We start from the raw sequence: 23,278 nt of genomic DNA, 5'->3' as shown, positions 1-23,278 counted from the left end.
TTGCACGATCACGATGTGGTGGTCCGGCGACGGGCGAGGAGCGCGGTGCCGCCGACAACGGCGAGCAACGCCACCGCGGTGACGGGCAGCAGCTCGGTTCCGGTCCGGGCCAGGTCGTCGGCGGAGGTTGCCGTCGTGGTGGCGCCGGGTGTGGGGGTCGTGCCAGGCCCCGGCGTCGGGGGTGTGGTTGCGGACGGGGTGGGCGTGGTGCGTGATCCGGTGTCCTCGCCCGAGCCGGACTCGCCGCCAGTGCCGGACTCGCCGCCTGAGCCGGCCGCGGTGAAGCTAACCGGGATGCGGACGTCCGCGCTGCGGTCGGCGCTGCGGGTGTGGTCGGCGCGGGTGCCGACGACACAGCCGTTCGGTGCGGCCGAGGTGTCGAGGCAGTCGGTGAACTCGTCGTTGGCGGCGACGCTGAGCTGCACGCTGAAGGACCCCTTCCCGCCGACGTCCTCGAACGGCTCGGCGAGCCCTTCGCCGTAGGCGGGTGGATTGGACGATATCCAGGCCGACGAGCCGCTGGTGCCGTCCATATCGACCCCACCGAGGCACGGCGACGGCGCCTGGCCCGGCCCTTGGTCGACGCAGAGTGCGACGTAGATCCCCTTGGCCAGGTCGAAACCCGAGCCTGTGACGGTGATCGTTTCGCCCTCGGCGTCGAGGCCGGTGGCTTTCGACACGGTGACCTGCTGGCCTTCGGGGCCGGTGTGGGAGGTCGCGGCGGTTGCGGTGGCGGGCAGCGCGACGCCGAGTAGTAGGGCGAGGCCGGCGGCACCCCCTCGGGTCAACCGGCGTCGGACAGCGGGTGGCCGCCGTGTGGGCCGTGCGGTTGGTATGTGCATCCTCCACCTCGGTTTGGTCGATCACAGTAGGTTCGCGATAAAGGTAAGGCTTACCTCGTTTCGGGTAGGCTAGCCTTAATTTGTCGGAAGAGGGAGTGCCTGTGACCGCGACGACCACGGATCGACGACCCCCGTTCGCCCAGGTGCTGCGGGAACGCAGCCGGCATGTTCACCAACGCGCCGAGGGTGCGGGATTCATGAAGGCGCTGATGAATGGGGAGATCGACCGGTCGGGATACGCCCTGATGGTCACCCAGCACCTGTTCATCTACGACGCGCTGGAGGCCGTAGGGCGTGAGCTTCGTAACAATCAGATCGCCGGGGCGTTCATCGCCGACGAACTCCTCCGCGGGCCGCATCTCCGTGCCGATCTGGATGAACTGCTCGAGCCGGGGTGGCCGGAGCGGGTGACCCCACTGCCGGCGACAACCCGATACGTGGCACGTCTCCGGGACATGGCCACCTGGCCGCCCGGTTTCGTCGCCCATCACTACACCCGTTACCTGGGAGATCTCTCCGGAGGCCTAGCGATCGGCCAGGTGGTGGCACGGGTGTATGGCTTGTCCGGCCCGGGGGTGAGCTTCTACCGGTTCGAGCGGATTCCCCGGCCGAAAGTCTTCAAAGACGGCTATCGGGAACGGCTCGACACACTCTTCCTCGACACCGACGAGCAGGAACGCATGATCCAAGAGGTCCTCACCGCCTACCAGCTCAACACCGACGTGTTCGTCGAACTAGGGCAGGCCGTCGGCCTCCCCGGCCAGCCGTGAGGGGCGGCGTGCGCACAGGGGCCCCGACGAGTAGGGCCCTGGGTCTGTGGATGACCGTGCTGGCGATCGGCGCCCTGGTGGTAGGAGCGTGTGCGGCTGACGACTCAGGTCCGGATGGTGCCGAACCCGGTCTGGTGGACGCGTGCCCGGACCCTGTCGAGGGCTTCGCGGTGTCCGCGGACGCCGACGGCAATCCGCTGCACCGCCCGACGTCCGGCCAGGCCGGATCGGCTGGACCGGATCCACGCTCGCTGTCCGGGCAATCCACGGCCGAGATCAGCGCCGAGATCCAGCCGGTGGCCACCGACGACCTCACACCAGCGCTGCCCGTCCAGGTCGCGTCGTGCGACGGCGAGACAGTTGAGATCACCGACACCAGCCGGATCCTGGCGGTCGACCTCTACGGCACGTTAGGTGAGATCGTCTTCAGTCTCGGGCTCGGGGAGCACGTCGTCGGTAGAGACACCTCGACCGGATTCCGCGCGGCCGAGCATCTCCCCGTGGTCACACCGGGTGGGCACGACCTCAACGCCGAGGCCGTCTTGGATCTGAACCCATCGGTGGTGCTGACCGACACCAGCATCGGCCCTCCCGAGGTCCAGCAACAGCTACGCGACGCTGGTATACCGGTTGTCTTCTTCGACGGCACGCGCACCATCGACGGCGTGCCCGGCCAGATCCGGGCGGTGGCCGGTGCGCTGGGCGTCCCGGAGGCCGGAGAAGCACTCGTACAACGGACACAGGACGAGATCGCCGACGCGATGGCCTGGTCCCCGACCGACGGTGAACCGCTCCGAATCGCTTTCCTCTACACCCGCGGAGGGGCCGTGCAACTTCTGGCCGGACCCGGGTCCGGGGCCGACGCGATGATCCAGGCGATCGGAGCGGTCGACGTCGGCACCGACATCGGCCTCGACCGGCCCTTCACGCAGATCACCTCCGAAGCTCTGATCAACGCTCGGCCCGAACTCATCATCATGATGACGAAAGGCCTGGAGTCCATCGGAGGTATCGACGGCCTGTCGAAGATCCCCGGTGTGGCACAAACCCCGGCCGGGGAGAACCAGCGCGTCGTCGATATGGACGACACCCAGCTACTCAGCTTCGGCCCGCGGACCGGCCAGACCATCGCCGCCCTCGCCGAGGCCGTCTACTCGCCGTGAACGTTACATCCAGCCCCCGAACCGGCGAGCTGACGTCGGACGACACCCGCGCCGCCGCGCCGGCGGCGACCCGTCCGGTCCCCCCGCCCCCGAGCTCACGCCGCACTCGCGGAGCGTTCCTGCTGATGGGGCTTGGCGTGGCGTTGGTCGCCGTAACGGTGGTGGCAGCTGGCCGCGGGCAGATGGCCATCCCACCAGCCGAGGTGGCGGGATCGATCGCGCACCGCCTCGACTCCGGACTGGAATGGGTGCTCGGCCGGGTCGGTGTCACCGTCGATCTGCCACTCGACATCGGCCCGTTGCCCGCCCACGTGCAAGGCGAGAACACCCTATGGCTCGTGCGGTTCCCTCGAGTGGTCCTGGCGATGCTTGTGGGGGCAGCGTTGGCCACGGCCGGGGCGTTGATGCAGGGCACGTTCGGCAACCCGCTGGCCGAGCCGGCCATCGTGGGCGTCTCACCCGGCGCCGCGGTGGGGGCCAGCCTGGTCTTCGTCACAGGTACGAGTGCCTTGGGGGAGTGGACGGTGCCGGTGGCGGCGTTCAGTACCGGGTTGATCGCCACGCTGCTGGTCTACTTCCTGTCCCGGTCCGGGGGCCGCACCGAGGTGGTCACGCTCATTCTCACCGGGGTGGCGGTGACCGCGGTGGCGTTCGCGATCGTCGCGTTCGCGACCTTCGTCGCCACCCCGGAAGCACGCGAGCAGATCGTCTTCTGGCAACTCGGCAGTCTGAACGGCGCACGCTGGGTGGCGGTCGCGGCCGTGGTCCCCTTCGTGGTGGTGGGTCTGGTGGCGGCCGGCTGGCTGGCCCGGCCGCTGGACCTGTTGTCACTGGGTGACCGGGCCGCCCGGCACCTGGGTGTCCACGTTGAGAGAGTCAGAATCGTCGCCATCGTGGCGGTGGCGTTGCTGGTCGGCGCGGGCGTGGCTTTCGCCGGGGTGATCGGTTTTGTCGGGTTGGTCGTCCCGCATCTCGTCCGGATGGTGATCGGCCCGGGTCATCGGATGCTGCTGCCGGCCAGTGCGTTGGGCGGCGCCGTTCTGCTGGTCACCGCCGACCTCGTCGCGCGTACCGCGATGACGCATGCGGACCTCCCGATCGGCATGTTGACCGCACTCGTAGGTGGTCCGTTCTTCTTCTGGTTGTTGCGCCGGACCCGCAGCAGAGCCGGGGGGTGGGGCTGATGAGGCGGGGATGGCGGCGTGGCCGAGCGCCGGCGCGGATCGCTCCGGAACAGACCATCGCGGCGGTGCGCGAGGTCAGCGTCGACCTGGGGGGTACACCGGTGCTCGACCACGTGTCGCTCGAGGTGCGCACCGGGGAGGTGCTGGCGTTGGTGGGGCCGAACGGCGCCGGCAAGTCGACCCTGTTGGGGGTACTGACGGGCGACGTATCCGCGGCGTCGGGTGTGGTCGAGATGTGTGGCCGGGCGGTCCACGAGTGGTCCCACGTCGAGGCCGGGATGCGCCGGTCGGTGCTCTTGCAGCAGGTCACGCTGTCCTTTCCGTTCACCGTGGCCGAGGTGGTGGCTATGGGCCGCGCGCCGTGGGCGAACACTCCGATGGAGGACGACGACGAGAAGGCCATCGCCGCGGCGATGACCGCCACCGATGTCGAAGGCTTCGAGACCCGACGTTTCAACTCTCTGTCCGGTGGAGAGCGAGCCCGGGTGGCTCTGGCCCGGGTGCTGGCCCAGGCGACCCAGCTGATCTTGCTGGATGAACCGACGGCCGCGCTCGACCTGCACCATCAAGAGTTGGTGCTGGCGGTCGCGCGAGATCGCGCCGCCGCGGGTGACGCGGTGGTGGTGGTGTTGCACGACCTGAACCTGGCCGCGGCCCACGCGGACCGGGTGGCCGTACTCGCCCGGGGGCGGGTGGTGGACGTCGGGCCTCCGGATCTGGTGTTCACGCCCGAACTACTCAGCGAGGTGTACACCCACGACGTCGAAGTGATTGCGCACCCGGCTGGGGCGGCACCGATCATTCTGCCCCGGCGGGCCCGTCGATGAACACGGCGATGCCGTCGAGAATACGAGCCAGGCCGAACTCGAAGTGGTCTTCGTGGCTGAAGGCGAAGGTGTCGTTGTCCAGCGCCGCCAGGGTCGGGTACCGGCCGCTGTGCATGGCTTTGGCCAGCAGTGGTTCCTGGGCGGCCCAGAACTCGTCGGCGCTGACCCCAGTACGTTGGTCGGCCTGAATGGCACTCAGATGTGTCCGGGCCATGCTGGTAACGAAGTCAGAGACCAGGCCGATGATCATGATCAACTTCTGGTCGGGTACTCCGATTGTGCGTAGCCGACGGATGATGTACTCGAGACCCGATAGGGCGTTGGGGCCGAGGAGCGGGCGGGCTTGGTCGACGAATGGGTACCACGGGTGTCGCTCGCACAGCTTCCAGATCCCGCGGGCCATCTCCTCCAGCAGTGGCCGCCAATGTGGGGGCGCGTCCTCGTCCGGGACGTCGTCGGCCGGATCGGAGACGTAGTCCAGCATCAGGTCGAGTAGTTCACTCTTTCCCGGCACGTAGCGATACAGCGACATGGTTCCGACGCCGAGTTTGGCGGCGACGCGGCGCATGGACAAGACCTCAAGCCCCTCGGCGTCGGCGATCTCGACGGCCGCTTCGACGATCTTGTCGAGGCGCAAACCCGGCTTGGGGCCCCGCGTGGGGCGTTCCCGGCCTCCCCAGAGCAGCTCAAGGCTGCGCGAGACGTCGCCGCTGCCGCTGTATTCCGTGGTCATCGAGTCCACAGCTTAGTGCCTTGTCGCTCGCAGGTGGCGGCGATGGTCACCTTCACCACGTAGTATAGTCGGATCCGACTGATCGAGAACGAGCAATTGCTCGAAGAAATAAATGCGTGCGGTGTACGCGTTCATGGGTATAGTGTACGCAGTTGGTTGGCGCATAAGCCACAGCACACATGAAGAAAGGAGGCGTCGTGACTCATACGGCGATCGTCGCCGAGCAGCTCCACAAGCATTACAAGGAGAAGCGGGCACTCGACGGCTTTGACCTGACCGTCCCGCAGGGCATGGTGTATGGCTTGCTGGGGCCCAACGGTGCCGGCAAGACAACCGCGGTGCGGATCTTGGCCACGCTGGTCCGGTTGGACGCCGGGCGGGCATTGGTGGCCGGATACGACGTGGTCGAACAGCCACGGCAGGTCCGGCGCAGTATTGGGTTCACCGGTCAGTTCGCCGCACTCGACGAGGTACTGACCGGTCGCCAGAACCTCCGGATGTTCGGGCGGTTGTTCCACCTCACCCCCAAACAGGCCGCACGCCGGGCGGACGAGCTGCTCGAGCGGTTCGATCTCGTCGAGGCCGCGGGGAAAGGTGTCCGCGAGTACAGCGGTGGAATGCGCCGCCGGCTGGACCTCGCCTCGAGCATGATTCTTTCGCCGCAGATCCTGTTCCTCGACGAACCGACCACTGGCCTCGACCCACGCGGGCGAAATGAGGTCTGGGAATCGGTCCGATCGCTGGTAGCCGGCGGGACAACGGTGTTGTTGACGACGCAATACTTGGACGAGGCCGACCAACTGGCCGAGCGGATCGCCGTCATCGATCACGGCCGGGTCATCGCCGACGACACCCCCGATGCGTTGAAGACTCTCATCGGCGGGGACCGCATCGAGGTGGTGATGAAGGATGCGGCTGACGTCCCGGTGGCAGTCAAGGTAGTGGCGAGAGTGGCGACGGCGGAGCCGGAGGTCGACGACACCAGCCGTCGGGTGCACGCCCCGGTAGCCGATCGGGTCGCGGCACTGACCGATGTCGCGCGGACGTTGCAGGACGACGGCATCGGCGTCGAGGACATCGGGCTGCGCCGCCCCACGCTGGACGAGGTGTTCCTGCGCCTGACCGGTCATCGTGTCGAGGAGCAACCCGACGAGGCCGGGGGTGCCGGCGAGATCTCCAGTCCAGACACATCACGAGGAGCAACCAGATGAGCACGTCCACCATGCCGAGTCGGCCGGCCCCGGCCGAACTCGTCGACGACGGCCCCGGCCAACGGCTCTACTGGGCTTTCGCCGATGGCTGGACCATCGTTCGCCGGGGCCTGACGCACTATGTGCGGCAGCCGACCAATATCCTCTGGCAGCTCGGCTTCCCGATCGTCTCGGTGCTCCTGTTCGGCTACGTCTTCGGCAGTGCCATGTCGGTGCCCGGAGGCGGCGACTATCGCGAGTTCCTCATGCCTGGCCTCTTCGGCATGACCATGGCGATGGGGTTCATGAACACCGCCTATGCCGTGGTGCTCGATACCACCAAGGGTGTCACCGACCGCTTCCGATCGATGCCTATGGCGCCGTCGGCGGTGGTTACGGGCCGCGGCGGGGGCGATCTGGTTGGTGCCGTCGTCGACCTGTTCGTGCTCGCCATGACCGCCTTGGTGGTGGGCTGGAGGTCACAAGCCGGGATCCTCGGCACACTGGCGGCGTTCGCGCTGTTCCTGTTCCTGCGGTTCGCCTTGACCTGGGTCGGGGTCTGGCTGGGGATGCTGGTGCCCAACGAGGAGGCGGCAGGCAGCCTGTTCGCGGTGGCATTCCCGTTCGCGATGATCTCCAGTGTCTTCGTGGCGCCGGCGCTGATGCCGTCGTGGCTGGGCACTATCGCGTTGTGGAACCCGGTCTCGTCGACGGTGACGGCCGCCCGTGAGCTGTTCGGCAACCCGGCGGCCCTCGGAGACACCTGGATCGAACAGAACGCCCTGCTGATGTCGCTGGTCTGGCCAGTGATCATTACGGCGATCTTCCTGCCGCTGGCGATCCGCCGGTTCCAGCGGCTCAGTCGCTGACGAGATCCGCCGACGACGACGTTGTACGTGTTCCTGGTCGCATCATCCCGCTCCGGCGGTGCTTCGCCGCCGGCCGGGAGAGATGCCGACCGCGATGCCGGCGCCGCAGAGCAGCACCCCCACCAGTGCGGAGACAGCCCAGGTAGAGCTGCCGATCGCTAGACCGGCCAGGTAGCCCGCGATCGGCATGATCCCGACGAACAACCCGGCCCGGTCGGCGCCGAGCCGGCGGACGCCGCTGTACCAGAGGAGAAACGCTACCGCTGTGGTGAGTACGGCCATATAGAGCAATGCGGCCGCTTCCGTCGTGGTTGGCATCTGGAGACTGGGGCCTGGCTCGAGGAGGCTGAGCACGGCCAGCATGGGGGTCGCCATCAGGCATACGGTGGCCGATAGCTGAAGGGGGGTCAGCTCTTTCAGCACGGGCACCGCGAGCAGGGTAAAGATCGCTTCGCAGGCGAGAAACCCCAGGGCATACGGCAGCGCGATCAGCGGCGCCTGGGTCGCTCCATGCACCAGCACGATGCCGAGGACGACGAAGGTGCTGCCGGCGACCGTGATCGGCCGGATCCGGGTGCCATTGGCAACGGGGCCGGCAACCGCCAAGACCAGCGGTGTGGCTCCCACCACCGACGCCATGAACGCTGGGTCGGCGTGCCGGGTGCCTTCGATGAGCAACCAATTGAATCCGGCCAGGCCGGTGGCGGCGACGGCTATGAGTCGAAGTGTGTTGCCGGCCGACATACTCCGGATCGGCCGGGCCGCCGCCCGCCAGCGCTGTACGAGCGCCGCACCCCCGGCCCCCGCGACGGGCCGGTCCGTGGTCCGGTGCACGAGGATAAGGCAGAGGATCGCGGCGGCCAGCAGATAACGCCAGGCCTGCCCGGCCAGGACCGGATAATCGGCCAGTGCGGGGGCGATGGCGATCGACGTGCCGACGATCGCCATACCAGTCGCGCAGCGGGCGGCGCCGGTCAGCGCTGTTGACGTGTGGTGGGTGTGAGTGACGGGCACAGCATCGACTGTGGCCGGCAATCTGGCCTATCGACAGAGCCAGTCCATACATGTTTTACTGGGCCAGTGCAGTCCGATTCCGCGATCCGGCTGGCGACGATCTGCGGCGACGCCCCCGCCGCGGGTAAGGGCGAGTGGTTACGAGCTCAGCTGATCGCAGCGATCCATGGTGGCAAACTCGGAGCCGGCGACACTCTCCCGGGCGCGCGCGATCTGGCCGGCGCCCTGGGGGTCTCGCGGGGGACCACCGACGCGGTCTACGCACAGCTGGCTGCCGAAGGATTCGTGCGGTTGGCGCCGCGTCGCCGCCCAATCGTCACCGGTGTTGTCGGTTCCGGGCCCAGGGTGCCGGAGCGGCCGACGTCGGCAGCACCACCACGCTCACCGAGTGTGCCCGACCCGGCACTGTTTCCCCATCGGGCTTGGTCGGCCGCGAGCCGGATGGCGATGTCGCAGCTGGCCGGGACCGACCTCGGTTATCCCGATCCCGCGGGACATCCACGCCTGCGGTTGGTCCTTGCGGACTGGTTACGGCGTACGCGGGGGGTGTCGGTCGCACCGGACAGCGTTCACGTCACCGGTGGTGTCGCCCACGCGATGGCTCTGTTGGCGCAGGTGCTCGGTGCGGCGCAGTGGGCCGTGGAGAAGCCGGGGTCACCCGGATCGACACAGATGATGGAGGAACTCGTCGACGTACGGCGGGTGCCCATCGACGAGAGTGGGCTCGTCCCGGAGGACATCCCCCCGGGGGTGGGCGCTGTACTCGTCACCCCGACGCGCCAGTACCCAACCGGCCTGCTCATGCCCGCCGGGCGGCGCCGTGCACTCGTGGATGCATGCACCGAGGCCGGTCGCTGGCTCGTCGAAGACGACTGGGATTCCCATCTGGCCGCACCCGCGACCCCGGGGGCCATACAGGCGTTGGCTCCGGAGACGGTGGTGCTCATGGGGTCGCTGTCCAAGGTTCTGGCACCTGGGCTCCGTCTGGGATGGATCGTCGCGCCACACGCCGTCGCCGTGCGCTTGCGACAGCTGCGGGAGCGGACCGACTTGGGGGTGTCGGTCTTCGTCCAACTCACTGCCGCCGAGCTGATCTCATCGGGTGCGCTCGATCGGCACATCAGGCGGGCCCGAGGGATTTACCAGCGGCGGTGGGACCGCCTTGCCGCACACCTAGGCGACCTGGGAGAGCTTCGCGGGACACCCGGAGGTGTACACGCCTTCGTCCGGACCCACGCGCCGCGGGTGCTGATCGCCGAGATGACCCGGGTGGGGGTGCCAGCCGTCGAGGTGGTGGACGAGCGGTTTCCCGGCGTGGTGGTGTCGGTGGCTTCTTATACGCGTTGACCGCCCGGGCCGATGATGCTGGCCCCGGGCGGTCAACGGGATGGTGCTCGACGTGCTGGTGGTGCGGTGGTGCCGGGTTAGGCGGCGACGTTCTCCCGTGCCGGCTGCTCGTCGGAGATGACGGTCGAACGGCGCTTCGAGATCCACACCGCGGCGACGATGATCAGTGCGGCCACGATCGCGATGGTGTACCGGAGGCCATCGTTGGCGTTGGCACCAACCGTCATGCCGACCACCGCCGGCGCGATCAGAACCGACACCAGGTTCATCACCTTGAGCAGCGGGTTGATAGCCGGTCCTGCGGTGTCCTTGAACGGGTCACCGACGGTGTCGCCGATCACCGTGGCGTCGTGGGCCGGGGAGCCCTTGCCGCCGTGGTAACCGTCCTCCACCAGCTTCTTGGAGTTGTCCCAAGCGCCACCGGAGTTGGCGAGCATGACGGCCATCAGCATGCCGGTGGCGATCGCACCGCCGAGGTAGCCGGCCAGCGCACCGATACCGAGGCCGAAGCCCACCGAGATGGGTGCCAGCACCGCTAGGAGCCCAGGTGTGGCCAGTTCTCGCAGGGAGTCCTTGGTGACGATGTCGACCACGCGGCCGTACTCGGGCCGGGTGGTGCCAGCCATGATGCCGGGGTCGTCGCGGAACTGGCGACGGACCTCGAAGACCACCGCACCAGCTGCCCGACCGACGGCGTTGATGGCCAGACCGGCGAACAGGAACACCACGCAGGCGCCGATGAGGACACCAACCAGGACGTTCGGCGAGATGATCTGCAGGATGAACGAGTCGTGATCGGCCAACGACGCGCCGATGCTGCTCAGCTCCCGGTTGATGACGTCCATGTAGGAGCCGAACAACGCGGTGGCGGCCAAGACCGCCGTGGCGATCGCGATCCCCTTGGTGACGGCCTTCGTGGTGTTGCCCACTGCGTCGAGTTCGGTCAGCAGCTGCGCGCCCTCACCTTCGACGTCGCCGGACATCTCCGCGATGCCCTGGGCGTTGTCGGCGACCGGGCCGAACGTGTCCATGGCGACGATGACGCCGACCGTGGTCAGCAGGCCGCAGCCGGCCAGCGCGATCAGGAACAGCGACAGCAGCAGCGACCCGCCGCCCAGCAGGAACGTGCCGTAGACCGCGGCCGCGACGACGAGGGCGGTGTACACGGCCGACTCGATACCGAGCGCGAAGCCCGAGAGGATGACCGTGGCCGGGCCGGTCAGCGACGTCCGGGCGACGTCCTGGGTCGGCTTCTTGTCGGTGCCGGTGAAGTACCCGGTAAGCCAGAGGATGAGCCCGGCCAGCACGATCCCGATCAGCACTGCCAAGCTGGCCAGCAGTCGCGGATCACCGTCGTGGTCGCCGATGCCACCGTCGAGCTGCTGGAACGTGCTGGGCAAATACGCATACGCAGCGATAGCCGAGAGGATCACACCGATCAACGCGGATATATAGAACGCGCGGTTGATGCTCTTCAGGCCGCTCTCACCGGGGCGAGCGCGGGTGAGGAAGATACCGAGCACAGCGGTGAGCGCGCCGATAGCCGGCACGATCAGCGGGAAGACGAGCCCTTCGGCACCGAATGCGGCCGAGCCGAGGATCAGCGCCGCGACGAGAACCACGGCGTAAGACTCGAAGAGGTCGGCGGCCATGCCGGCGCAGTCGCCGACGTTGTCGCCGACGTTGTCCGCGATGGTCGCGGCGTTGCGGGGATCGTCCTCCGGGATGCCCTGCTCCACCTTGCCCACCAAGTCCGCCCCGACATCGGCGGCCTTGGTGAAGATGCCGCCGCCGACCCGCATGAACATGGCGAGCAAGGCGGCGCCGAACCCGAAGCCTTCGAGGACTGAGGGCGCATCACCCCGGTAGAGGAGAACGACGAGGGCCGCACCGAACAGGCCCAGGCCGACGGTGGCCATACCGACCACGCCGCCGGTGCGGAATGCCAGCCGCATGGCTGGCTCGCGGTTGTTCTCCCGGGCCGCCGCGGCCACCCGGACGTTGGCACGGGTAGCCAGCCACATGCCCAGATATCCGACCGCCGCTGAGAATCCCGCTCCGACCAGGAAGAAGAGCGATCGCCCGATCCGGACGCTAGTGTCGCCGGGCAGTAGGAACAGCAGCCCGAAGACCAGGATGGCGAAGATGGCCAGAGTCCTGAACTGCCGGTTCAGATACGCTGAGGCGCCTTCCTGCACGGCCTGAGCGATCTTTTGCATGTTCTCGGTGCCTTCGCCTGCGGCGAGCACCTCTCGGCGGAACAACGCTGCCATCACCAACGCCGCTAGCGCGATGAGCGCGACGATGATGACGTAAGACAGGTTTTCGCCGGACAGCGAGACGGTGAGGCCGTCCGCAGCGGGTAAAGGCCCGGTCATTCGTCCTCCTTGACGTAGCCCTCGGGCGAAGGCGGTGATCGGGAGACCCCGGCCCGGTCGGGGACGGCCGCGCCGAGATCGTGGACTGCTTCGACGGGGCCGGATCCCCTCTCAGACTCCCGGCCCGACTGGTCCGGGAGTCTAGATGCCCGACCGGCGAAGTTTCACATCGGGGTGTGACCGACGGGCCACACCGGGGTTTGGGCAGCGCGATCGGGAGGGCGTCAGGAGAGTCCGTGACGAAGTGTGGTGCCGCCGTGTGCCGGTGCGGCTGCCGGTGTGTGGGCAGCTCGTCGGGTTATTGGGCGCCGACGGCGTCCTCGACGGTGTCATGGATGGGGAAAACCTTGGTTAACCCGGTGATCCGGAAGATCTTGAGAATGCGTTCCTGGACTCGGGCGAGGCGAAGCGAGCCATCATGCTGGCGGACGCGTTTCAGCCCGCCGACCAGGACTCCCAAACCCGTGGAGTCGAGGAACTCGACGCCATGCATGTCGACCACGATGTGGTACTGACCGGCGTCGACGATTTCCACCAGTTGCTCACGCAGCTTGGGTGCGGTGTAGACGTCGATCTCGCCGGCGACTTCCACCACACTGCGATCACCCCAGGGGCCTTGCTCGACACGAGCCGACAGCGACAGGTCCACGAAGAGCCTCCATATCGGTCAGCGGAGTGGTCCGCGGGACGCGGACGGTTCTCCGGTGACGTCATCTTTCGAAACGGATGAGCGTGACTGCTTGGACGATCACAGCGGTCCGCTGGTTCCGCCGTATTCAAAGGCCCGCGCCGGGCTGGGACCTGGCCCGTTCCGTGCGACCTCGTGGAGCCTGCTCCCGAACCCCGGCCGGGTCGGGCGGATCGGCCCCGGCGCGGACGCTCCGGCGTCAGGCGTCGTACCAACCCTGGTGCGATTCCTTCCTCCGCCAGGCCGGAACGAGGCGCGGCAGGCCCACTCGCTGATCCGCCCAGAGTTGAGGAACAGGCTCTTACGCATTGAACCACGGATGACAGACTTTCGGGGTGTCCCGTCCGAACGACCTGCTCGATATCCTGCTCGCCGGTGGGCGCCGGCGCTCCCGGATGACGCACCTAGAAGACATCCCGGCCCGGCCGCCCCGCACAGTTGCTTGGCCCAGCTGGGTCGACCCGATAGTTCAGGCACGGTATGAGGCGGCCGGCATCGAGCGTCCGTGGGCGCACCAGGTGGCCGCGGCGGAACTCGCCTGGGCCGGCCGGTCGGTGGCCATCGCTACCGGCACGGCGTCCGGAAAGTCCCTCGCCTACCTGTTGCCGGCGTTGACGGCGGCCCGCGGCGGACGCCGGCAGGGCGGCACCACGCTGTACATCTCGCCGACCAAGGCTTTGGCCGCCGACCAGCTACGCGGATTGGACGAGCTGGGTGTGCCGGACGCCGTCGCCACCACCTACGACGGCGACACACCAACTGAGCTGCGCACCATGGCGAGGGCCCACGCGACGTACATCCTGACCAACCCGGACATGCTGCACCGGTCTTTGCTACCCAGCCATCATCGCTGGGCCGGATTTCTGCGGGCCCTGCGGTTCGTGGTCGTCGATGAGTGCCACGAGTATCGAGGGGTGTTCGGCTCCCACGTGGCCCACGTTCTGCGCCGGTTGCGCCGGGTGTGTGCAGGCTACGGTGCCACGCCGACGTTCGTGTTGGCTTCGGCCACCTCCGCGGACCCCGCTGGTACCGCGGAGCGGCTGACCGGCGTTCCGGCCGAGGCGATAACCGACGATGCCTCGCCGCGTGGAGCCACGTCGTTCGCGCTGTGGGAACCGCCCTGGCAGCTGGGCCGGGAAGAGCAGGAACGGCGCAGTGTGCTGGCCGAGACCGCAGACCTGCTCGCGGACCTCGTCATCGCCGACGCCCGGACGGTTGCCTTCGTCCGGTCGCGCCGGGCCGCGGAGACGGTGGCCGGTCTTGCTCGGGCGGCGCTACGGTCCGTCGATCCGGATCTGGCCACCCGGGTGGCGTCGTACCGGGCCGGCTACCTGGCCCACGAGAGGCGGGCCCTCGAAGCGAGTATGCAGAGCGGCGAACTCCGTGGCGTCGCGGCGACCACCGCACTTGAGCTCGGTGTCGACATCAGTGGACTCGACGCCGTGTTGATCGCGGGCTGGCCGGGGACGCTGGCGTCGTTGTGGCAGCAGGCCGGGCGGGCGGGCCGGGCCGGACAGGACTCACTGGCGGTGTTGATCGCTAGTGACGACCCGTTGGACTCGTACGTGGTGCACCATCCACACGTGGTCTTCGATCGCCCCGTCGAGGCCACCGTGCTCGATCCGAACAACCCGTATGTGCTGGCCCCGCACCTGTGCGCGGCCGCCGCGGAGAAGTCTCTCGTCGCCGCTGACATCGACATCTTCGGGCCGGCCGCACCCGATGTGCTGGCCCAGTTGGAGGCTGGCGGCCAACTCCGGCGGCGCGGCGAACGCCAGCCTCGATGGCACTGGACCAAGCGGGATCGCGCCGCCGACCTGGCCGACCTGCGCGGCTCCGGCGGGCTGGTCACGTTGGTGGAGCCCGCGACGGGCCGGGTCCTCGGCACCGTCGACTCCGTGCGCGCACACTTCACGGCGCACCCTGGCGCCGTGTACGTCCACCAGGGCGAGACCTATGTCGTTCGGTCGTTGGATCTCGTCGACGGCGTCGCTTTGGTGGAACGCGGCACCCCCGACTACACGACGTCCGCCCAGGAGGTCAGTGATCTGCGGATTCTCGGCGAGGTCGCCGCGCGCAGATCGGGCCCGGCCCGCCTGGTGCTCGGCGACGTCGAGGTCGCCAGCCAGGTTGTCGGATACACCAAACGTTTGTTGGGCACCGGGGAGATCGTCGGCAGTGAGCCGCTGGACTTGCCGGCCCGGGAACTGCGGACCAGATCGGTGTGGTGGACCTTGCCGGACGAGGCCGTGGCCGCGGCCGGTGTGCCCGAGGCCGATGCCGCCGGTGCCGCACACGCCGCCGAACATGCCTCGATCGGCATGCTTCCGCTGATGGCGAGCTGCGACCGCTGGGATGTCGGCGGACTGTCCACCGTGCGGCACATCGACACCGGCCTGCTCACCGTGTTCGTTCACGACGGACATCCGGGCGGCGCTGGTTTCGCCGAGCGCGGATATCACGCAGCGTCGTCCTGGCTGGGCGCGACCCGGCAGACGGTCGCCGACTGCCCGTGTGAGCATGGCTGCCCATCATGTGTGCAGTCCCCTAAATGCGGCAACGGCAATGAGCCGCTGGACAAACCAGGGGCGCTGCGGCTACTGGAGGCCCTGCTGACATGAACGTGTTGTGGCGTTCGGTTCCGGCGCCCGGACTGGTGCTGGGCGGGATCGTTTCGGTCCAGATCGGCGCGGGTATCGCGAAGGGCCTGTTCGAGAGTATGCCGCCGAGTGCGGTGGTGTTCATGCGGCTCCTCACCTCGGCGGTGATCCTGGCCTTCCTGACCCGCCGCGTCATCCGGATGATGCGTCCGCGGCTGGACCGCAGTGGGGTCATGGTGCTGGTGGCTTTCGGGTTGTCGCTGGCGGTCATGAACTTCTCGATCTACCAGTCGTTCTCCCGGATTCCACTGGGAATCGCGGTGACCATCGAGTTCTTGGGCCCATTGGGCGTCGCGGTGGCCTTCTCGCGACGCCGGATGGATCTGGTGTGGGTGGTCATGGCGGCTCTCGGAGTGCTGCTCCTTACCCGCGGCAGCGCCGACTCACTCGATCCCGTGGGGGTGGTGTATGCGCTGGTCGCGGGAGCCGGCTGGGCGGCGTACATCCTGCTCAGCGTGGAGACCGGCCGGCGGTTCGAAGGGGCGTCGGGGCTGGCCGTGGCCAGCGCCGTCGGCATGCTGGCGGTAGCACCGATTGGCCTCGGTGAAGGTGGCGCTTCGATGTGGCAGCCGAGTCTGGTCGCAGTGGCCGTGGCGGTCGGGCTGTTGTCATCCGCCGTTCCCTATGCGTTGGAACTGGAGGCACTGCGGCGGATGCCGGCCAAGGTTTTCGGGATCCTCATGAGCCTGGAGCCGGTGGTTGCCGCACTGGTGGGACTGGTTCTGCTCAGCGAGATCTTGGCGGTGCGGGAATGGGCGGCGATCGGTTGTGTGGTGTTGGCGTGCATCGGCGCCACGAAGGCCAGCCGGAATCCGCCGGAGGCCCCCGAGGCGTGAGCCCTCCCGGGTGAGGGTTGCCGCATTTCCTGCGATCACCCGGGTCCGGCCCGGGCCCGACGTTCCTGCGCCGGGATCCAGCCGGCGCCAGGCCCGCTGACCACGACCCGGACGAGGACCTCGATCTCGGCACCGTCGATCACGCAGTCTTGGACTACCGCGTCGTTGGCGCGAGCCACCGCTTCGGCCGTGGCACACGCGGCAGCCTCGTCCGGTACACGCTGCGCGCCGGCGAGAGCGGCGAGATCCGCGGCGAGCGCGGCTTGGCGCCGGGCCGCGATACCCGACGCCATCACCGCTACCGCGGCCAGCACGACGATGACCACTCCGACCACCAGCAGCACGAGCACCGATCCGGCACCCCGCTGGCCACGGCCGCCGCTCACGGGCGTTCCGACAGCGCGACCGCCCGGCCGCGGGCGGTGGGTGCGACCGCCGAGCCGAGTGGAGGCGGAGCCCCGACGGTGACGGACACCTCGATCATGACCATGCCGTTCTCCTCAGTGATGTCGACCGTCGCCCCGTCGGGTGCGACAGCCTGGGCGATCTCGACGACGGTGGTGAGGTCTTCACCGCGGGCACCCGCGCGGGCTGCCTCTCGAGCGGCATCGATACAGCGCAGCTGCGCCGACGCGTAGGCGATACCCCACACGGACAGCACCAGCACCACCACCAAGGTGGGCAGGGCGGCGGCCAACTCGGCGGTCACCATGCCCCGATCTACCGGGCGGCGCCGACCACCGGGTCGGCCGCGCCGGCGGCCCGAAGGCCGCCGGCGCATCATGGCGACGATCATCCGCCGAACAACGAGAACGCCCGAGAGATGACGTCCTTGAGGGTGTTCTGTATCGGTTCGCTGGTGAGCAGCTTGTAGAGCACGCCGCCGAACCCGCAGGCCGCTACGGTGCCGACGGCATACTCGGCGGTGGACATACCGGCCTCGCGGCGGCGGGAGAGCCGGCTGATGACGGTGGACATGAATGCCTCCTGACTCCGGCTGACCGGCCGGTGCGGAGCCCGCTCGTCGCGGTGCTGAGTCCAGCGTCGTTGCTCGTGAATGTGCAGCACAGACCCCATTTCTGGATTGTGGACAACCACCGTTCGGAGGTGATCTGGCTGTGGACAACTCACGGGAGGGACAGCCCCGAGGTGGCGATCACCGGAACGATGCCGAGCAGGACGAAGGCCGGCAGGAAGCACAGGCCCAATGGGGCAGCGGCCCGGGCACCGACGGCCCGGGCATGACTCTGCGCGGCCCAGCGGGCGCCCGACCGGGCATCGTCGGCGGCGCGCTGAAGGGCGGTGGCGGGGGAAGTCCCCCGAACCGTGGCGGAGGTGAGCGCGCGTCCGAGCGGGTGGAGGACAGGATCGTCGACGAGTTCGGACCATGCCCGCGTCGGTTCCACCGTGAGCTGCGCTGCCGTGGCGGCGCGCACCAATGTGCTTCCGAGCGGGCCGTCGATCGCGCGGCCCACGTGAATCACGGCGTCGACGGTGGGGCAGCCGGCGGCGAGGGCGGCGACGAGCAGATCGATGGTCGCCGGCAGAGCCGCCGCGTACCGTTCCCGCCGGTGGGTTTCGGCGCCCGGCTCCAGACGGCCGAGAACCACCCAGGTACCCGCACCGGCGGCGAGGGCCATGATCACACCGGTAGTGCCGCCAACGATCGCGGCCGTCCCTGCGGCCGCGAGTGCCGCCGCGGCCGCCCGGGCGCGCGGTGATGCGAGACCGCCGTTGTGAGCCCGGCTGTTCTCGTCCGTCTCGCCAGCCTGGCCAACCAGGTGGGTGGCCAGGGCTGTGTGGCGGGTCGAGCGCCTCGTCGCGCCGAGAGGACCGAGCCGGGCCAGCCGGCTGGGTGCTGGCCCCGGCCCAGTACCGATGAGGACGGCGATGGCCACGGTGGTGGCGACGGCGAGCGTCAGCACGTGGCAGCCACCGTCAGGTAGACCACGCGGTGCGGACGGCGCGTCGTGCGGTGTATTCGACCCAGCCCAGACCGGCGGTGATGAACGCCACCGCGGCCACCAGACAAACCAGCCCGTAGGGATGACCGAGGAGAAAGCCGGCCGGACTCGGCTCGCTGCCGCCGGAGAAGAGGACCAACGTGCCGACGGGTAGTACCGCCAGCAACCGGGCGGTGGTCCGGACGGAGGCGAGGTGTGAGCTGGCTTCGAGGCGAATGGTCTCGTCGGCGCGTACGGCATCGGTCACCGCGAGCAGCGTGCTGGACAACGAGGCGCCAGTAGTGTGGGACACCTCCCAGGCGGCCGCCACCGCGGCTAATGGCTCCGCGCCGGGTTGGATCGCGACCTCGCGGAGCGCAGTGGCCGGATCGCCGCCGACGCTGGCCCGGCCAAGCACCGGGCCGTACAAGCTGGGCCACTCCTGGGCGACCACCGCCATCGCCTGGTCCGGCAGTAGCCCGGCGCGGAGCTCGGCGGCCAACGCCAGGCAGGAGTCGGCGACCGCCGCGGTTCGTTGCCGGATCAAGCGTTGTCGTCGCCTGCGGTCCCAGATCAGCACACCGGCGGGCACCCCTAGACCGCCGAGGAGAACACCACCTGGTGCGGCTGTTACCGCCCCCACGGCGGCCCCAAGCCCTGCGCCGGCCACCAGCTGGAACGTCCGAGACCTCGAGAAGATCTGGCTGAGGAGCACCGCCGGACGTGCGGCGTTGGATCGGCTGCGCAGCGCCGATGGCCATAGCCCGCCGAGACGGGATCGGGCGGGGTATGGCCAGGGGCCGACGAGTAGTGCCGCGGCGCAGCCCGCCAAAGCCACGACCAGAACGCTGGACATGTCCGTCGTGCCCGGCAGAGCGGTCACGCCGCTCATGGCGGGCACCCCCGGGCCGCCAGCATCTCGGCCATGGCGGACCGCCCGGCACCGGGGACAACCGAACCATCCGACTGCACGGTGAAGGCGGGATGGGCTCCGAGCCACCCGGACGTTGTCCGCGTGAGCACGTCGATGCTGGCCAGTCTCCGCAGCCCGGTGGTGTCGCGGGTGAGGTGGACGACGGCGTCGAGGGCGGCTGCGGCCTGGGCGTGCACGGCATCGCGGCGCAGCCCCGCGGCGATGCCGAGCGCCTCGAGGCGGATCGGTACGTCGTCGGCCGAGTTGGCGTGCAACGTACCGCAGCCACCTTCGTGGCCGGTGTTCAGCGCCGCGAGCAAGGAGCTTTATGTCTCAATAACACCATCATTATCGCGTCGGTAAAAAGCGGCGCGACTCGCCTAAGGAGACCCCATGTCCCGCAAGCTGCGCACCCTCATCACCACCTCGGTCGCTGCCGTTATGCTGGCGATCGCCGGCATCGGCGCCGCGTCGACGGCGTCCGCCTCGACCACGCCCGAGCCCACCCGCAAGCTCGTCTGCGAACCCGTGTGGGGCACCCCCGGTGGCCTCACCGCAGGCTCGAAGTGCCGGTTCGTGACCTTCGAGGCCAAGACCGGCCCCGCCGTCACGATCGCGCCGCGCACGTTCACCCTCGCCCGCTAACGGGCCCCTAGGACGGCGGTACCCGCTGACCCGCGGAATGCCCCCGCGGGACTCACGCCGGCGGGTACCGCCCCAAGCGCGGCCGGGTCGCTTCTCTCAGGCGAGGGGGTCTCCGGCGGCCCGGCCGCACCACCGTCAAGGAAATCCGGAGACCCTCCATGGGGCGCTTCTGACTGGTCGCGGGTCGTATCTCGCGGGTCGGTTGGGGCGCCCCTTGGCGCGTTGACCAGCCAACTAAATTCTTGACAGCGACTCGGATTCACTATATTCTTGACACACGTCAAGGGAAAGGGGCAAGATGATGACAAGCCGGCCAGGTAGGGAGATCCCCAAGGAATACCGCATCGTCGCGCAACACCAGGTCGACACCTTCGGGTGGCGATACGACGCAAGCGGAAAAGGGCACCCCCGCCTGTACCCGGCCGACATCACCAAATCCCCCATCACCATCGCGGGCACCCCCGGCGACCAGCGCGGCCTACGCAACTTCATAGCCCAAGTCCGCCGCGCCGGCGGCGAATGGCCACCCGGACGGAGGCACCAATGAGCACCGCCTACTGCGTGACCGTCGAGGTCCTCCTCGACGGTCACTCCCCCCTCGACCCCACCATCGACGACCCCGACACCACAGACCGCCTCGACGCACTCATCACCGACCTTGAGGACGCCGGACTCTACCCCTCCGTGGAGGGTGACGTGCGCGGTTGGTCGGCCATCGTCACCGTCGACGCCGACGACATGGCCGCTGCTCGCGACGCCGCCGTGGCGGCGGTCCTCGGGCACGCGAACAACCGCGGACTGCCCACTGACCCTGTCGTGCGGATCGAGGTCGTCCGCGAGGACGTCCGCGACGCCGAGCTGGACCAGGCGTTGCTGCCGGACCTCGTGTCCGGGCCGGAGGCGGCACAGATTCTCGAAGTCTCGCGGCAGCGGCTGCACCAGCTCGCCCACGAGCACCCCGACTTCCCCGCTCCTGTGTACCGGCTGGCGGCCGGTTCGATCTGGGCGCGCTCGGCGATCGAACGGTTCGCTGAAACGTGGGAGCGGCGCGTTGGCCGGCCGGCGAGGAAGAGCGCCTGAGCTACCGGCCGGTGCCCTCGTCGATGGCGTGGGCGCGTTGGCGCAGCCAGTCGGCGAATGCAGGGTCGCCGTCCCATGCGGTGGCCGCGGCGCGGAGTTCGTTGGCGCGTGCCCGGAGTTGGCTTGATGGCCGGGTGCGCGCCACGTTGTGTACGTCGGCGGGATCGAACAGGTAGGCGCCGCGGCCGCCGGGGACTTTGTCGCGTGGAGTGAGGGTGCCGTCGCGGGCCATGCGGGCAACGGTGACCATGCTGACGCCGAGTTGATCGGCGACTTCTTGGCTTGTGAGTAAGCCATTGACTGCCATGTCGGGCATCATACGACGTTTGAACGTCACAAGACGGTAACGCCACCCCCTACCCTCCAAAAGTCACTTGACATTCAAACGTCAAATGATGTTAGAATAGAGGCACAACAACACAGGGGAACAGGGCAAGCGCCCCGAACACGGGATACGCAAAGCCAGAGGGTACGACACCTCCCGCCGCCCCCAGTACCTACCGAATAGCGAGAAGCACCAGGACCGGCGGCGAAGCCATCGCCAAGCGGAGTCGCACCCGCCCGGTCCACTGGTCGACCCCAGAAGGGAGGTGATTCCTATGGGCAAGACCCGGTTCGACGAGCTCCCGCTCGACGAACTCATCAGCGGCTTCAAGCGCGCACGGTGGGCGGCACTCGATGCCTACACCCGTGGCCAGCGCGACAAGGCGCTGAACAACCTCCACATCGCAATGCGGCTGGCACAGCGCATCCGCGAACTCGGAGGGACGGTGCCCTTCTAGGGCATCAAAGGACCCGGCCAAGGCGTATTTGGCCGGGTCCTTCCCCCACTGTTCCACGTGAGGGGAGGACCACACAAGAGCCCGGAGCGGCACCGCTCCTACACGAACCGCTCCGGGCTCGCCCATTCCTAGGCACAAGGAGGCTACCAATGGCCACCAACACCCAGACGGGAAGCCAGCTCGTCGCCGCGCTGGAAAACGTCTGGAACGCCATTCAGGCTAACCACCCCGAAATCCCCGACGTCGTCATCATCACCGGATCCGGCCGCGGCAACATGTCGCTGGTCTGGGGCCACTACGGCCACGACTTCTGGGTGAACGGGCGGTTCCGCGTCTCGCCGGACGGCACCGTCGAGCGTGACCGCAAGCCGGAGCTGTTCGTGTCCGGCGAGACCCTCGGTGTGGGCGCGGAGAAGACCCTCCAGACCCTGCTCCACGAGGCCACGCACGCACTCGCTGCTGTGCGCGGCATCAAGGACACATCCCGGCAGAACCGGTACCACAACAACCGGTTCCGTGGCCTGGCCGAAGAACTCGGCCTGGAGTACGCCGCGGATCGTCCGCACAAGGTCCTCGGGTTCTCGTCGGTGACCATCACCGACGAGACCCGCGAAGCCTACTCCGGCGTCATCGAGGCCCTGGATGCGGCTATCGCGTTGACGATGGACCTGCCCGAGTGGGCGCGCATCACCGGTCTCGGTGGCACGAACCCGCCGACGGGTGGCGGATGGGGTGTCGACGGCGGCGATGCGGGCCGGGTCAAGCGGCCCACCACCCGCAAGCCGGGTGGCCTGATCAAGGCCACCTGCTCCTGCGGGCGGAACATCCGGGTCGCCCGGTCCACGCTCAATGTCGCGCCGATCACGTGCGGCGAGTGCGGCGGCGACTTCACGGTTGACGCGTAAACGTCAATCACTAAAGGGGCGGGCACTTCTGGGTGCCCGCCCCGATCCCGTTTAGGCGGTCTCGGTCGGTGCGGCTAACACCGGCCGAGACCTCGATCCCCAACCAGAGTCGACCTGGAGGAAATCGTGACTACGACCGTATCCCAGCTCTTATCAGGTGGTGAGGGCTGATGGCTAACACGTGGCCCCCCGACTGCCCCGTCCAGTGGTGCACCGTGCAGGTGCCCGCTCATCGGCTTCATCAGGCCACGTTGGACACGTGGCGTGGGGAGGAGCCCGAGCATCCGAACCCGCTGCGGGTGCTGCATTTGGTTCGGTTCGCGCACGAGCCGGCGGGCTCGCTGTCCGTGCGCTCACAGCTCGCCCTGTCGGTTACCGGGCCGGATCTGTTGCCGGTCGGTGATGGCCCGTCGCCTCGGCGTCGGGGTGCTGATCGTGTGTCGGTGACTCTGCCGGCCTCGGAGTGGCGGCGCGTGGTCGAGCAGATTGCGCGGGTGCTGTAGGCGCAG

26 protein-coding genes and 1 pseudogene are annotated in these 23,278 nt (G+C 68.5%); 15 read left to right on the top strand and 12 right to left on the bottom strand.

Annotated elements, in window-relative coordinates:
* Window positions 1-8 precede the first annotated feature (8 nt).
* On the bottom strand, window positions 9-842 hold the full coding sequence (locus G8760_RS00725; protein WP_166345254.1) for a hypothetical protein: 834 nt from the start codon (window positions 840-842) through the stop codon (window positions 9-11).
* Window positions 843-943: 101 nt separating this feature from the next.
* Here G8760_RS00725 and G8760_RS00720 point away from each other — a divergent pair, with 101 nt between their 5' ends.
* The 4 genes from G8760_RS00720 to G8760_RS00705 are packed head-to-tail and all read left to right on the top strand — an operon-like array spanning window position 944 to window position 4,786.
* Window positions 944-1,612: a biliverdin-producing heme oxygenase gene (locus G8760_RS00720; RefSeq protein WP_166345251.1), complete on the top strand. Its 669-nt coding sequence runs from the start codon at window positions 944-946 to the stop codon at window positions 1,610-1,612.
* A 50-nt stretch (window positions 1,613-1,662) separates the two neighbouring features.
* Window positions 1,663-2,775 (top strand): heme/hemin ABC transporter substrate-binding protein, encoded by a 1,113-nt coding sequence (locus G8760_RS00715; RefSeq protein ID WP_207781879.1) that lies wholly within the window; start codon window positions 1,663-1,665, stop codon window positions 2,773-2,775.
* A 29-nt stretch (window positions 2,776-2,804) separates the two neighbouring features.
* Window positions 2,805-3,959 carry a FecCD family ABC transporter permease gene (locus G8760_RS00710; RefSeq protein WP_425502272.1) on the top strand — a complete coding sequence of 385 codons (1,155 nt, stop codon included), beginning with the start codon at window positions 2,805-2,807 and terminating at the stop codon, window positions 3,957-3,959.
* Window positions 3,959-4,786, top strand: a complete 828-nt coding sequence (locus G8760_RS00705) for a heme ABC transporter ATP-binding protein (protein ID WP_166345246.1) — start codon at window positions 3,959-3,961, stop codon at window positions 4,784-4,786. The genes G8760_RS00710 and G8760_RS00705 overlap by 1 nt, the downstream gene beginning before the upstream one ends.
* Here G8760_RS00705 and G8760_RS00700 read toward each other — a convergent pair.
* The gene (locus G8760_RS00700) at window positions 4,758-5,519 is read right to left on the bottom strand and encodes a TetR/AcrR family transcriptional regulator (protein ID WP_166345243.1); all 762 of its coding nucleotides are present in this window, start codon (window positions 5,517-5,519) and stop codon (window positions 4,758-4,760) included. The two genes, G8760_RS00705 and G8760_RS00700, sit on opposite strands and share 29 nt — an antisense overlap.
* A 197-nt stretch (window positions 5,520-5,716) precedes the next feature.
* On the opposite strand from G8760_RS00700, the gene G8760_RS00695 reads away from it, so the two are divergent.
* Window positions 5,717-6,730 carry an ATP-binding cassette domain-containing protein gene (locus G8760_RS00695; protein WP_211198927.1) on the top strand — a complete coding sequence of 338 codons (1,014 nt, stop codon included), beginning with the start codon at window positions 5,717-5,719 and terminating at the stop codon, window positions 6,728-6,730.
* 11 nt (window positions 6,731-6,741) lie between these two features.
* Window positions 6,742-7,578 carry an ABC transporter permease gene (locus G8760_RS00690; protein ID WP_343074354.1) on the top strand — a complete coding sequence of 279 codons (837 nt, stop codon included), beginning with the start codon at window positions 6,742-6,744 and terminating at the stop codon, window positions 7,576-7,578.
* A gap of 42 nt (window positions 7,579-7,620) precedes the next feature.
* Here the strand turns inward: G8760_RS00690 and G8760_RS00685 are convergent, their stop codons facing one another.
* The gene (locus G8760_RS00685; protein WP_166345233.1) at window positions 7,621-8,592 is read right to left on the bottom strand and encodes a DMT family transporter; all 972 of its coding nucleotides are present in this window, start codon (window positions 8,590-8,592) and stop codon (window positions 7,621-7,623) included.
* A 66-nt stretch (window positions 8,593-8,658) separates the two neighbouring features.
* Between G8760_RS00685 and G8760_RS00680 the strand changes: the two genes are divergently transcribed.
* Complete coding sequence (locus G8760_RS00680) at window positions 8,659-9,939, top strand: aminotransferase-like domain-containing protein (protein ID WP_166345231.1); 1,281 nt, start codon at window positions 8,659-8,661, stop codon at window positions 9,937-9,939.
* Between the two features lie 77 nt (window positions 9,940-10,016).
* Here the strand turns inward: G8760_RS00680 and G8760_RS00675 are convergent, their stop codons facing one another.
* Entirely contained in the window at window positions 10,017-12,317 is a 2,301-nt protein-coding gene (locus G8760_RS00675) for a sodium-translocating pyrophosphatase (RefSeq protein WP_166345229.1), read from the bottom strand.
* Between the two features lie 298 nt (window positions 12,318-12,615).
* Window positions 12,616-12,966: an STAS domain-containing protein gene (locus tag G8760_RS00670; protein ID WP_166345227.1), complete on the bottom strand. Its 351-nt coding sequence runs from the start codon at window positions 12,964-12,966 to the stop codon at window positions 12,616-12,618.
* 434 nt (window positions 12,967-13,400) lie between these two features.
* On the opposite strand from G8760_RS00670, the gene G8760_RS00665 reads away from it, so the two are divergent.
* Window positions 13,401-15,626, top strand: coding sequence for a DEAD/DEAH box helicase (locus G8760_RS00665; RefSeq protein WP_166347725.1), 2,226 nt, complete (start codon window positions 13,401-13,403; stop codon window positions 15,624-15,626).
* Complete coding sequence (locus tag G8760_RS00660; RefSeq protein WP_166345225.1) at window positions 15,623-16,501, top strand: EamA family transporter; 879 nt, start codon at window positions 15,623-15,625, stop codon at window positions 16,499-16,501. The genes G8760_RS00665 and G8760_RS00660 overlap by 4 nt, the downstream gene beginning before the upstream one ends.
* Before the next feature lie 35 nt (window positions 16,502-16,536).
* Here G8760_RS00660 and G8760_RS00655 read toward each other — a convergent pair whose 3' ends face one another.
* From G8760_RS00655 to G8760_RS00630, 6 genes and pseudogenes are all read right to left on the bottom strand, one after another.
* Complete coding sequence (locus G8760_RS00655) at window positions 16,537-16,887, bottom strand: Rv3654c family TadE-like protein (protein ID WP_166345222.1); 351 nt, start codon at window positions 16,885-16,887, stop codon at window positions 16,537-16,539.
* On the bottom strand, window positions 16,884-17,285 hold the full coding sequence (locus G8760_RS00650; RefSeq protein WP_207781877.1) for a TadE family type IV pilus minor pilin: 402 nt from the start codon (window positions 17,283-17,285) through the stop codon (window positions 16,884-16,886). The genes G8760_RS00655 and G8760_RS00650 overlap by 4 nt, the downstream gene beginning before the upstream one ends.
* Window positions 17,286-17,293: 8 nt before the next feature.
* Window positions 17,294-17,578, bottom strand: a complete 285-nt coding sequence (locus G8760_RS00645; RefSeq protein WP_207781876.1) for a DUF4244 domain-containing protein — start codon at window positions 17,576-17,578, stop codon at window positions 17,294-17,296.
* 50 nt (window positions 17,579-17,628) lie between these two features.
* Window positions 17,629-18,426 (bottom strand): type II secretion system F family protein, encoded by a 798-nt coding sequence (locus G8760_RS00640; protein ID WP_166345219.1) that lies wholly within the window; start codon window positions 18,424-18,426, stop codon window positions 17,629-17,631.
* Window positions 18,427-18,439: 13 nt separating this feature from the next.
* Window positions 18,440-19,336 (bottom strand): type II secretion system F family protein, encoded by an 897-nt coding sequence (locus G8760_RS00635; RefSeq protein WP_166345216.1) that lies wholly within the window; start codon window positions 19,334-19,336, stop codon window positions 18,440-18,442.
* Window positions 19,333-19,683: pseudogene (locus G8760_RS00630) on the bottom strand (ATPase, T2SS/T4P/T4SS family); the annotation flags it as partial. The gene G8760_RS00635 and the pseudogene G8760_RS00630, both read right to left, overlap by 4 nt.
* 67 nt (window positions 19,684-19,750) lie before the next feature.
* Here G8760_RS00630 and G8760_RS00625 point away from each other — a divergent pair.
* The 3 genes from G8760_RS00625 to G8760_RS00615 all read left to right on the top strand — a co-directional run bounded on the left by G8760_RS00625 (window position 19,751) and on the right by G8760_RS00615 (window position 21,082).
* A complete protein-coding gene (locus tag G8760_RS00625) occupies window positions 19,751-20,002 on the top strand; it encodes a hypothetical protein (protein ID WP_166345210.1) in 252 nt (83 codons plus the stop codon).
* Between the two features lie 301 nt (window positions 20,003-20,303).
* On the top strand, window positions 20,304-20,549 hold the full coding sequence (locus tag G8760_RS00620) for a hypothetical protein (protein ID WP_166345207.1): 246 nt from the start codon (window positions 20,304-20,306) through the stop codon (window positions 20,547-20,549).
* Window positions 20,546-21,082 carry a hypothetical protein gene (locus tag G8760_RS00615; RefSeq protein WP_166345204.1) on the top strand — a complete coding sequence of 179 codons (537 nt, stop codon included), beginning with the start codon at window positions 20,546-20,548 and terminating at the stop codon, window positions 21,080-21,082. The genes G8760_RS00620 and G8760_RS00615 overlap by 4 nt, the downstream gene beginning before the upstream one ends.
* A gap of 1 nt (window position 21,083) precedes the next feature.
* On the opposite strand, the gene G8760_RS00610 is transcribed toward G8760_RS00615, so the two are convergent.
* On the bottom strand, window positions 21,084-21,389 hold the full coding sequence (locus tag G8760_RS00610; protein ID WP_166345202.1) for a helix-turn-helix domain-containing protein: 306 nt from the start codon (window positions 21,387-21,389) through the stop codon (window positions 21,084-21,086).
* A gap of 292 nt (window positions 21,390-21,681) precedes the next feature.
* On the opposite strand from G8760_RS00610, the gene G8760_RS00605 reads away from it, so the two are divergent.
* The 3 genes from G8760_RS00605 to G8760_RS00595 all read left to right on the top strand — a co-directional run bounded on the left by G8760_RS00605 (window position 21,682) and on the right by G8760_RS00595 (window position 23,272).
* A complete protein-coding gene (locus G8760_RS00605) occupies window positions 21,682-21,864 on the top strand; it encodes a hypothetical protein (protein WP_166345199.1) in 183 nt (60 codons plus the stop codon).
* 149 nt (window positions 21,865-22,013) lie between these two features.
* Window positions 22,014-22,769 carry a hypothetical protein gene (locus G8760_RS00600; RefSeq protein WP_166345196.1) on the top strand — a complete coding sequence of 252 codons (756 nt, stop codon included), beginning with the start codon at window positions 22,014-22,016 and terminating at the stop codon, window positions 22,767-22,769.
* 170 nt (window positions 22,770-22,939) lie between these two features.
* Complete coding sequence (locus G8760_RS00595) at window positions 22,940-23,272, top strand: hypothetical protein (RefSeq protein ID WP_166345193.1); 333 nt, start codon at window positions 22,940-22,942, stop codon at window positions 23,270-23,272.
* The last annotated feature ends 6 nt before the right edge of the window (window positions 23,273-23,278 follow it).

It is taken from the genome of Phytoactinopolyspora limicola, from assembly GCF_011320225.1.
Lineage (GTDB): Bacteria > Actinomycetota > Actinomycetes > Jiangellales > Jiangellaceae > Phytoactinopolyspora > Phytoactinopolyspora limicola.
Note: the sequence above shows the minus strand (reverse complement) of the source record. Positions and strands in the feature narration are given on the sequence as shown.

Bases quoted from the DNA above. Each gene is read 5' to 3' on its own strand.
- G8760_RS00725 (WP_166345254.1), bottom strand. From the start codon at position 842: ATGCACATACCAACCGCACGGCCCACACGGCGGCCACCCGCTGTCCGA.
- G8760_RS00715 (WP_207781879.1), top strand. From the start codon at position 1,663: ATGACCGTGCTGGCGATCGGCGCCCTGGTGGTAGGAGCGTGTGCGGCT.
- G8760_RS00705 (WP_166345246.1), top strand. From the start codon at position 3,959: ATGAGGCGGGGATGGCGGCGTGGCCGAGCGCCGGCGCGGATCGCTCCG.
- G8760_RS00700 (WP_166345243.1), bottom strand. From the start codon at position 5,519: ATGACCACGGAATACAGCGGCAGCGGCGACGTCTCGCGCAGCCTTGAG.
- G8760_RS00690 (WP_343074354.1), top strand. From the start codon at position 6,742: ATGCCGAGTCGGCCGGCCCCGGCCGAACTCGTCGACGACGGCCCCGGC.
- G8760_RS00675 (WP_166345229.1), bottom strand. From the start codon at position 12,317: ATGACCGGGCCTTTACCCGCTGCGGACGGCCTCACCGTCTCGCTGTCC.
- G8760_RS00665 (WP_166347725.1), top strand. From the start codon at position 13,401: ATGACGCACCTAGAAGACATCCCGGCCCGGCCGCCCCGCACAGTTGCT.
- G8760_RS00660 (WP_166345225.1), top strand. From the start codon at position 15,623: ATGAACGTGTTGTGGCGTTCGGTTCCGGCGCCCGGACTGGTGCTGGGC.
- G8760_RS00650 (WP_207781877.1), bottom strand. From the start codon at position 17,285: ATGATGCGCCGGCGGCCTTCGGGCCGCCGGCGCGGCCGACCCGGTGGT.
- G8760_RS00645 (WP_207781876.1), bottom strand. From the start codon at position 17,578: ATGGGGTCTGTGCTGCACATTCACGAGCAACGACGCTGGACTCAGCAC.
- G8760_RS00635 (WP_166345216.1), bottom strand. From the start codon at position 19,336: ATGAGCGGCGTGACCGCTCTGCCGGGCACGACGGACATGTCCAGCGTT.
- G8760_RS00625 (WP_166345210.1), top strand. From the start codon at position 19,751: ATGTCCCGCAAGCTGCGCACCCTCATCACCACCTCGGTCGCTGCCGTT.
- G8760_RS00620 (WP_166345207.1), top strand. From the start codon at position 20,304: ATGACAAGCCGGCCAGGTAGGGAGATCCCCAAGGAATACCGCATCGTC.
- G8760_RS00615 (WP_166345204.1), top strand. From the start codon at position 20,546: ATGAGCACCGCCTACTGCGTGACCGTCGAGGTCCTCCTCGACGGTCAC.
- G8760_RS00610 (WP_166345202.1), bottom strand. From the start codon at position 21,389: ATGGCAGTCAATGGCTTACTCACAAGCCAAGAAGTCGCCGATCAACTC.
- G8760_RS00605 (WP_166345199.1), top strand. From the start codon at position 21,682: ATGGGCAAGACCCGGTTCGACGAGCTCCCGCTCGACGAACTCATCAGC.
- G8760_RS00600 (WP_166345196.1), top strand. From the start codon at position 22,014: ATGGCCACCAACACCCAGACGGGAAGCCAGCTCGTCGCCGCGCTGGAA.
- G8760_RS00595 (WP_166345193.1), top strand. From the start codon at position 22,940: ATGGCTAACACGTGGCCCCCCGACTGCCCCGTCCAGTGGTGCACCGTG.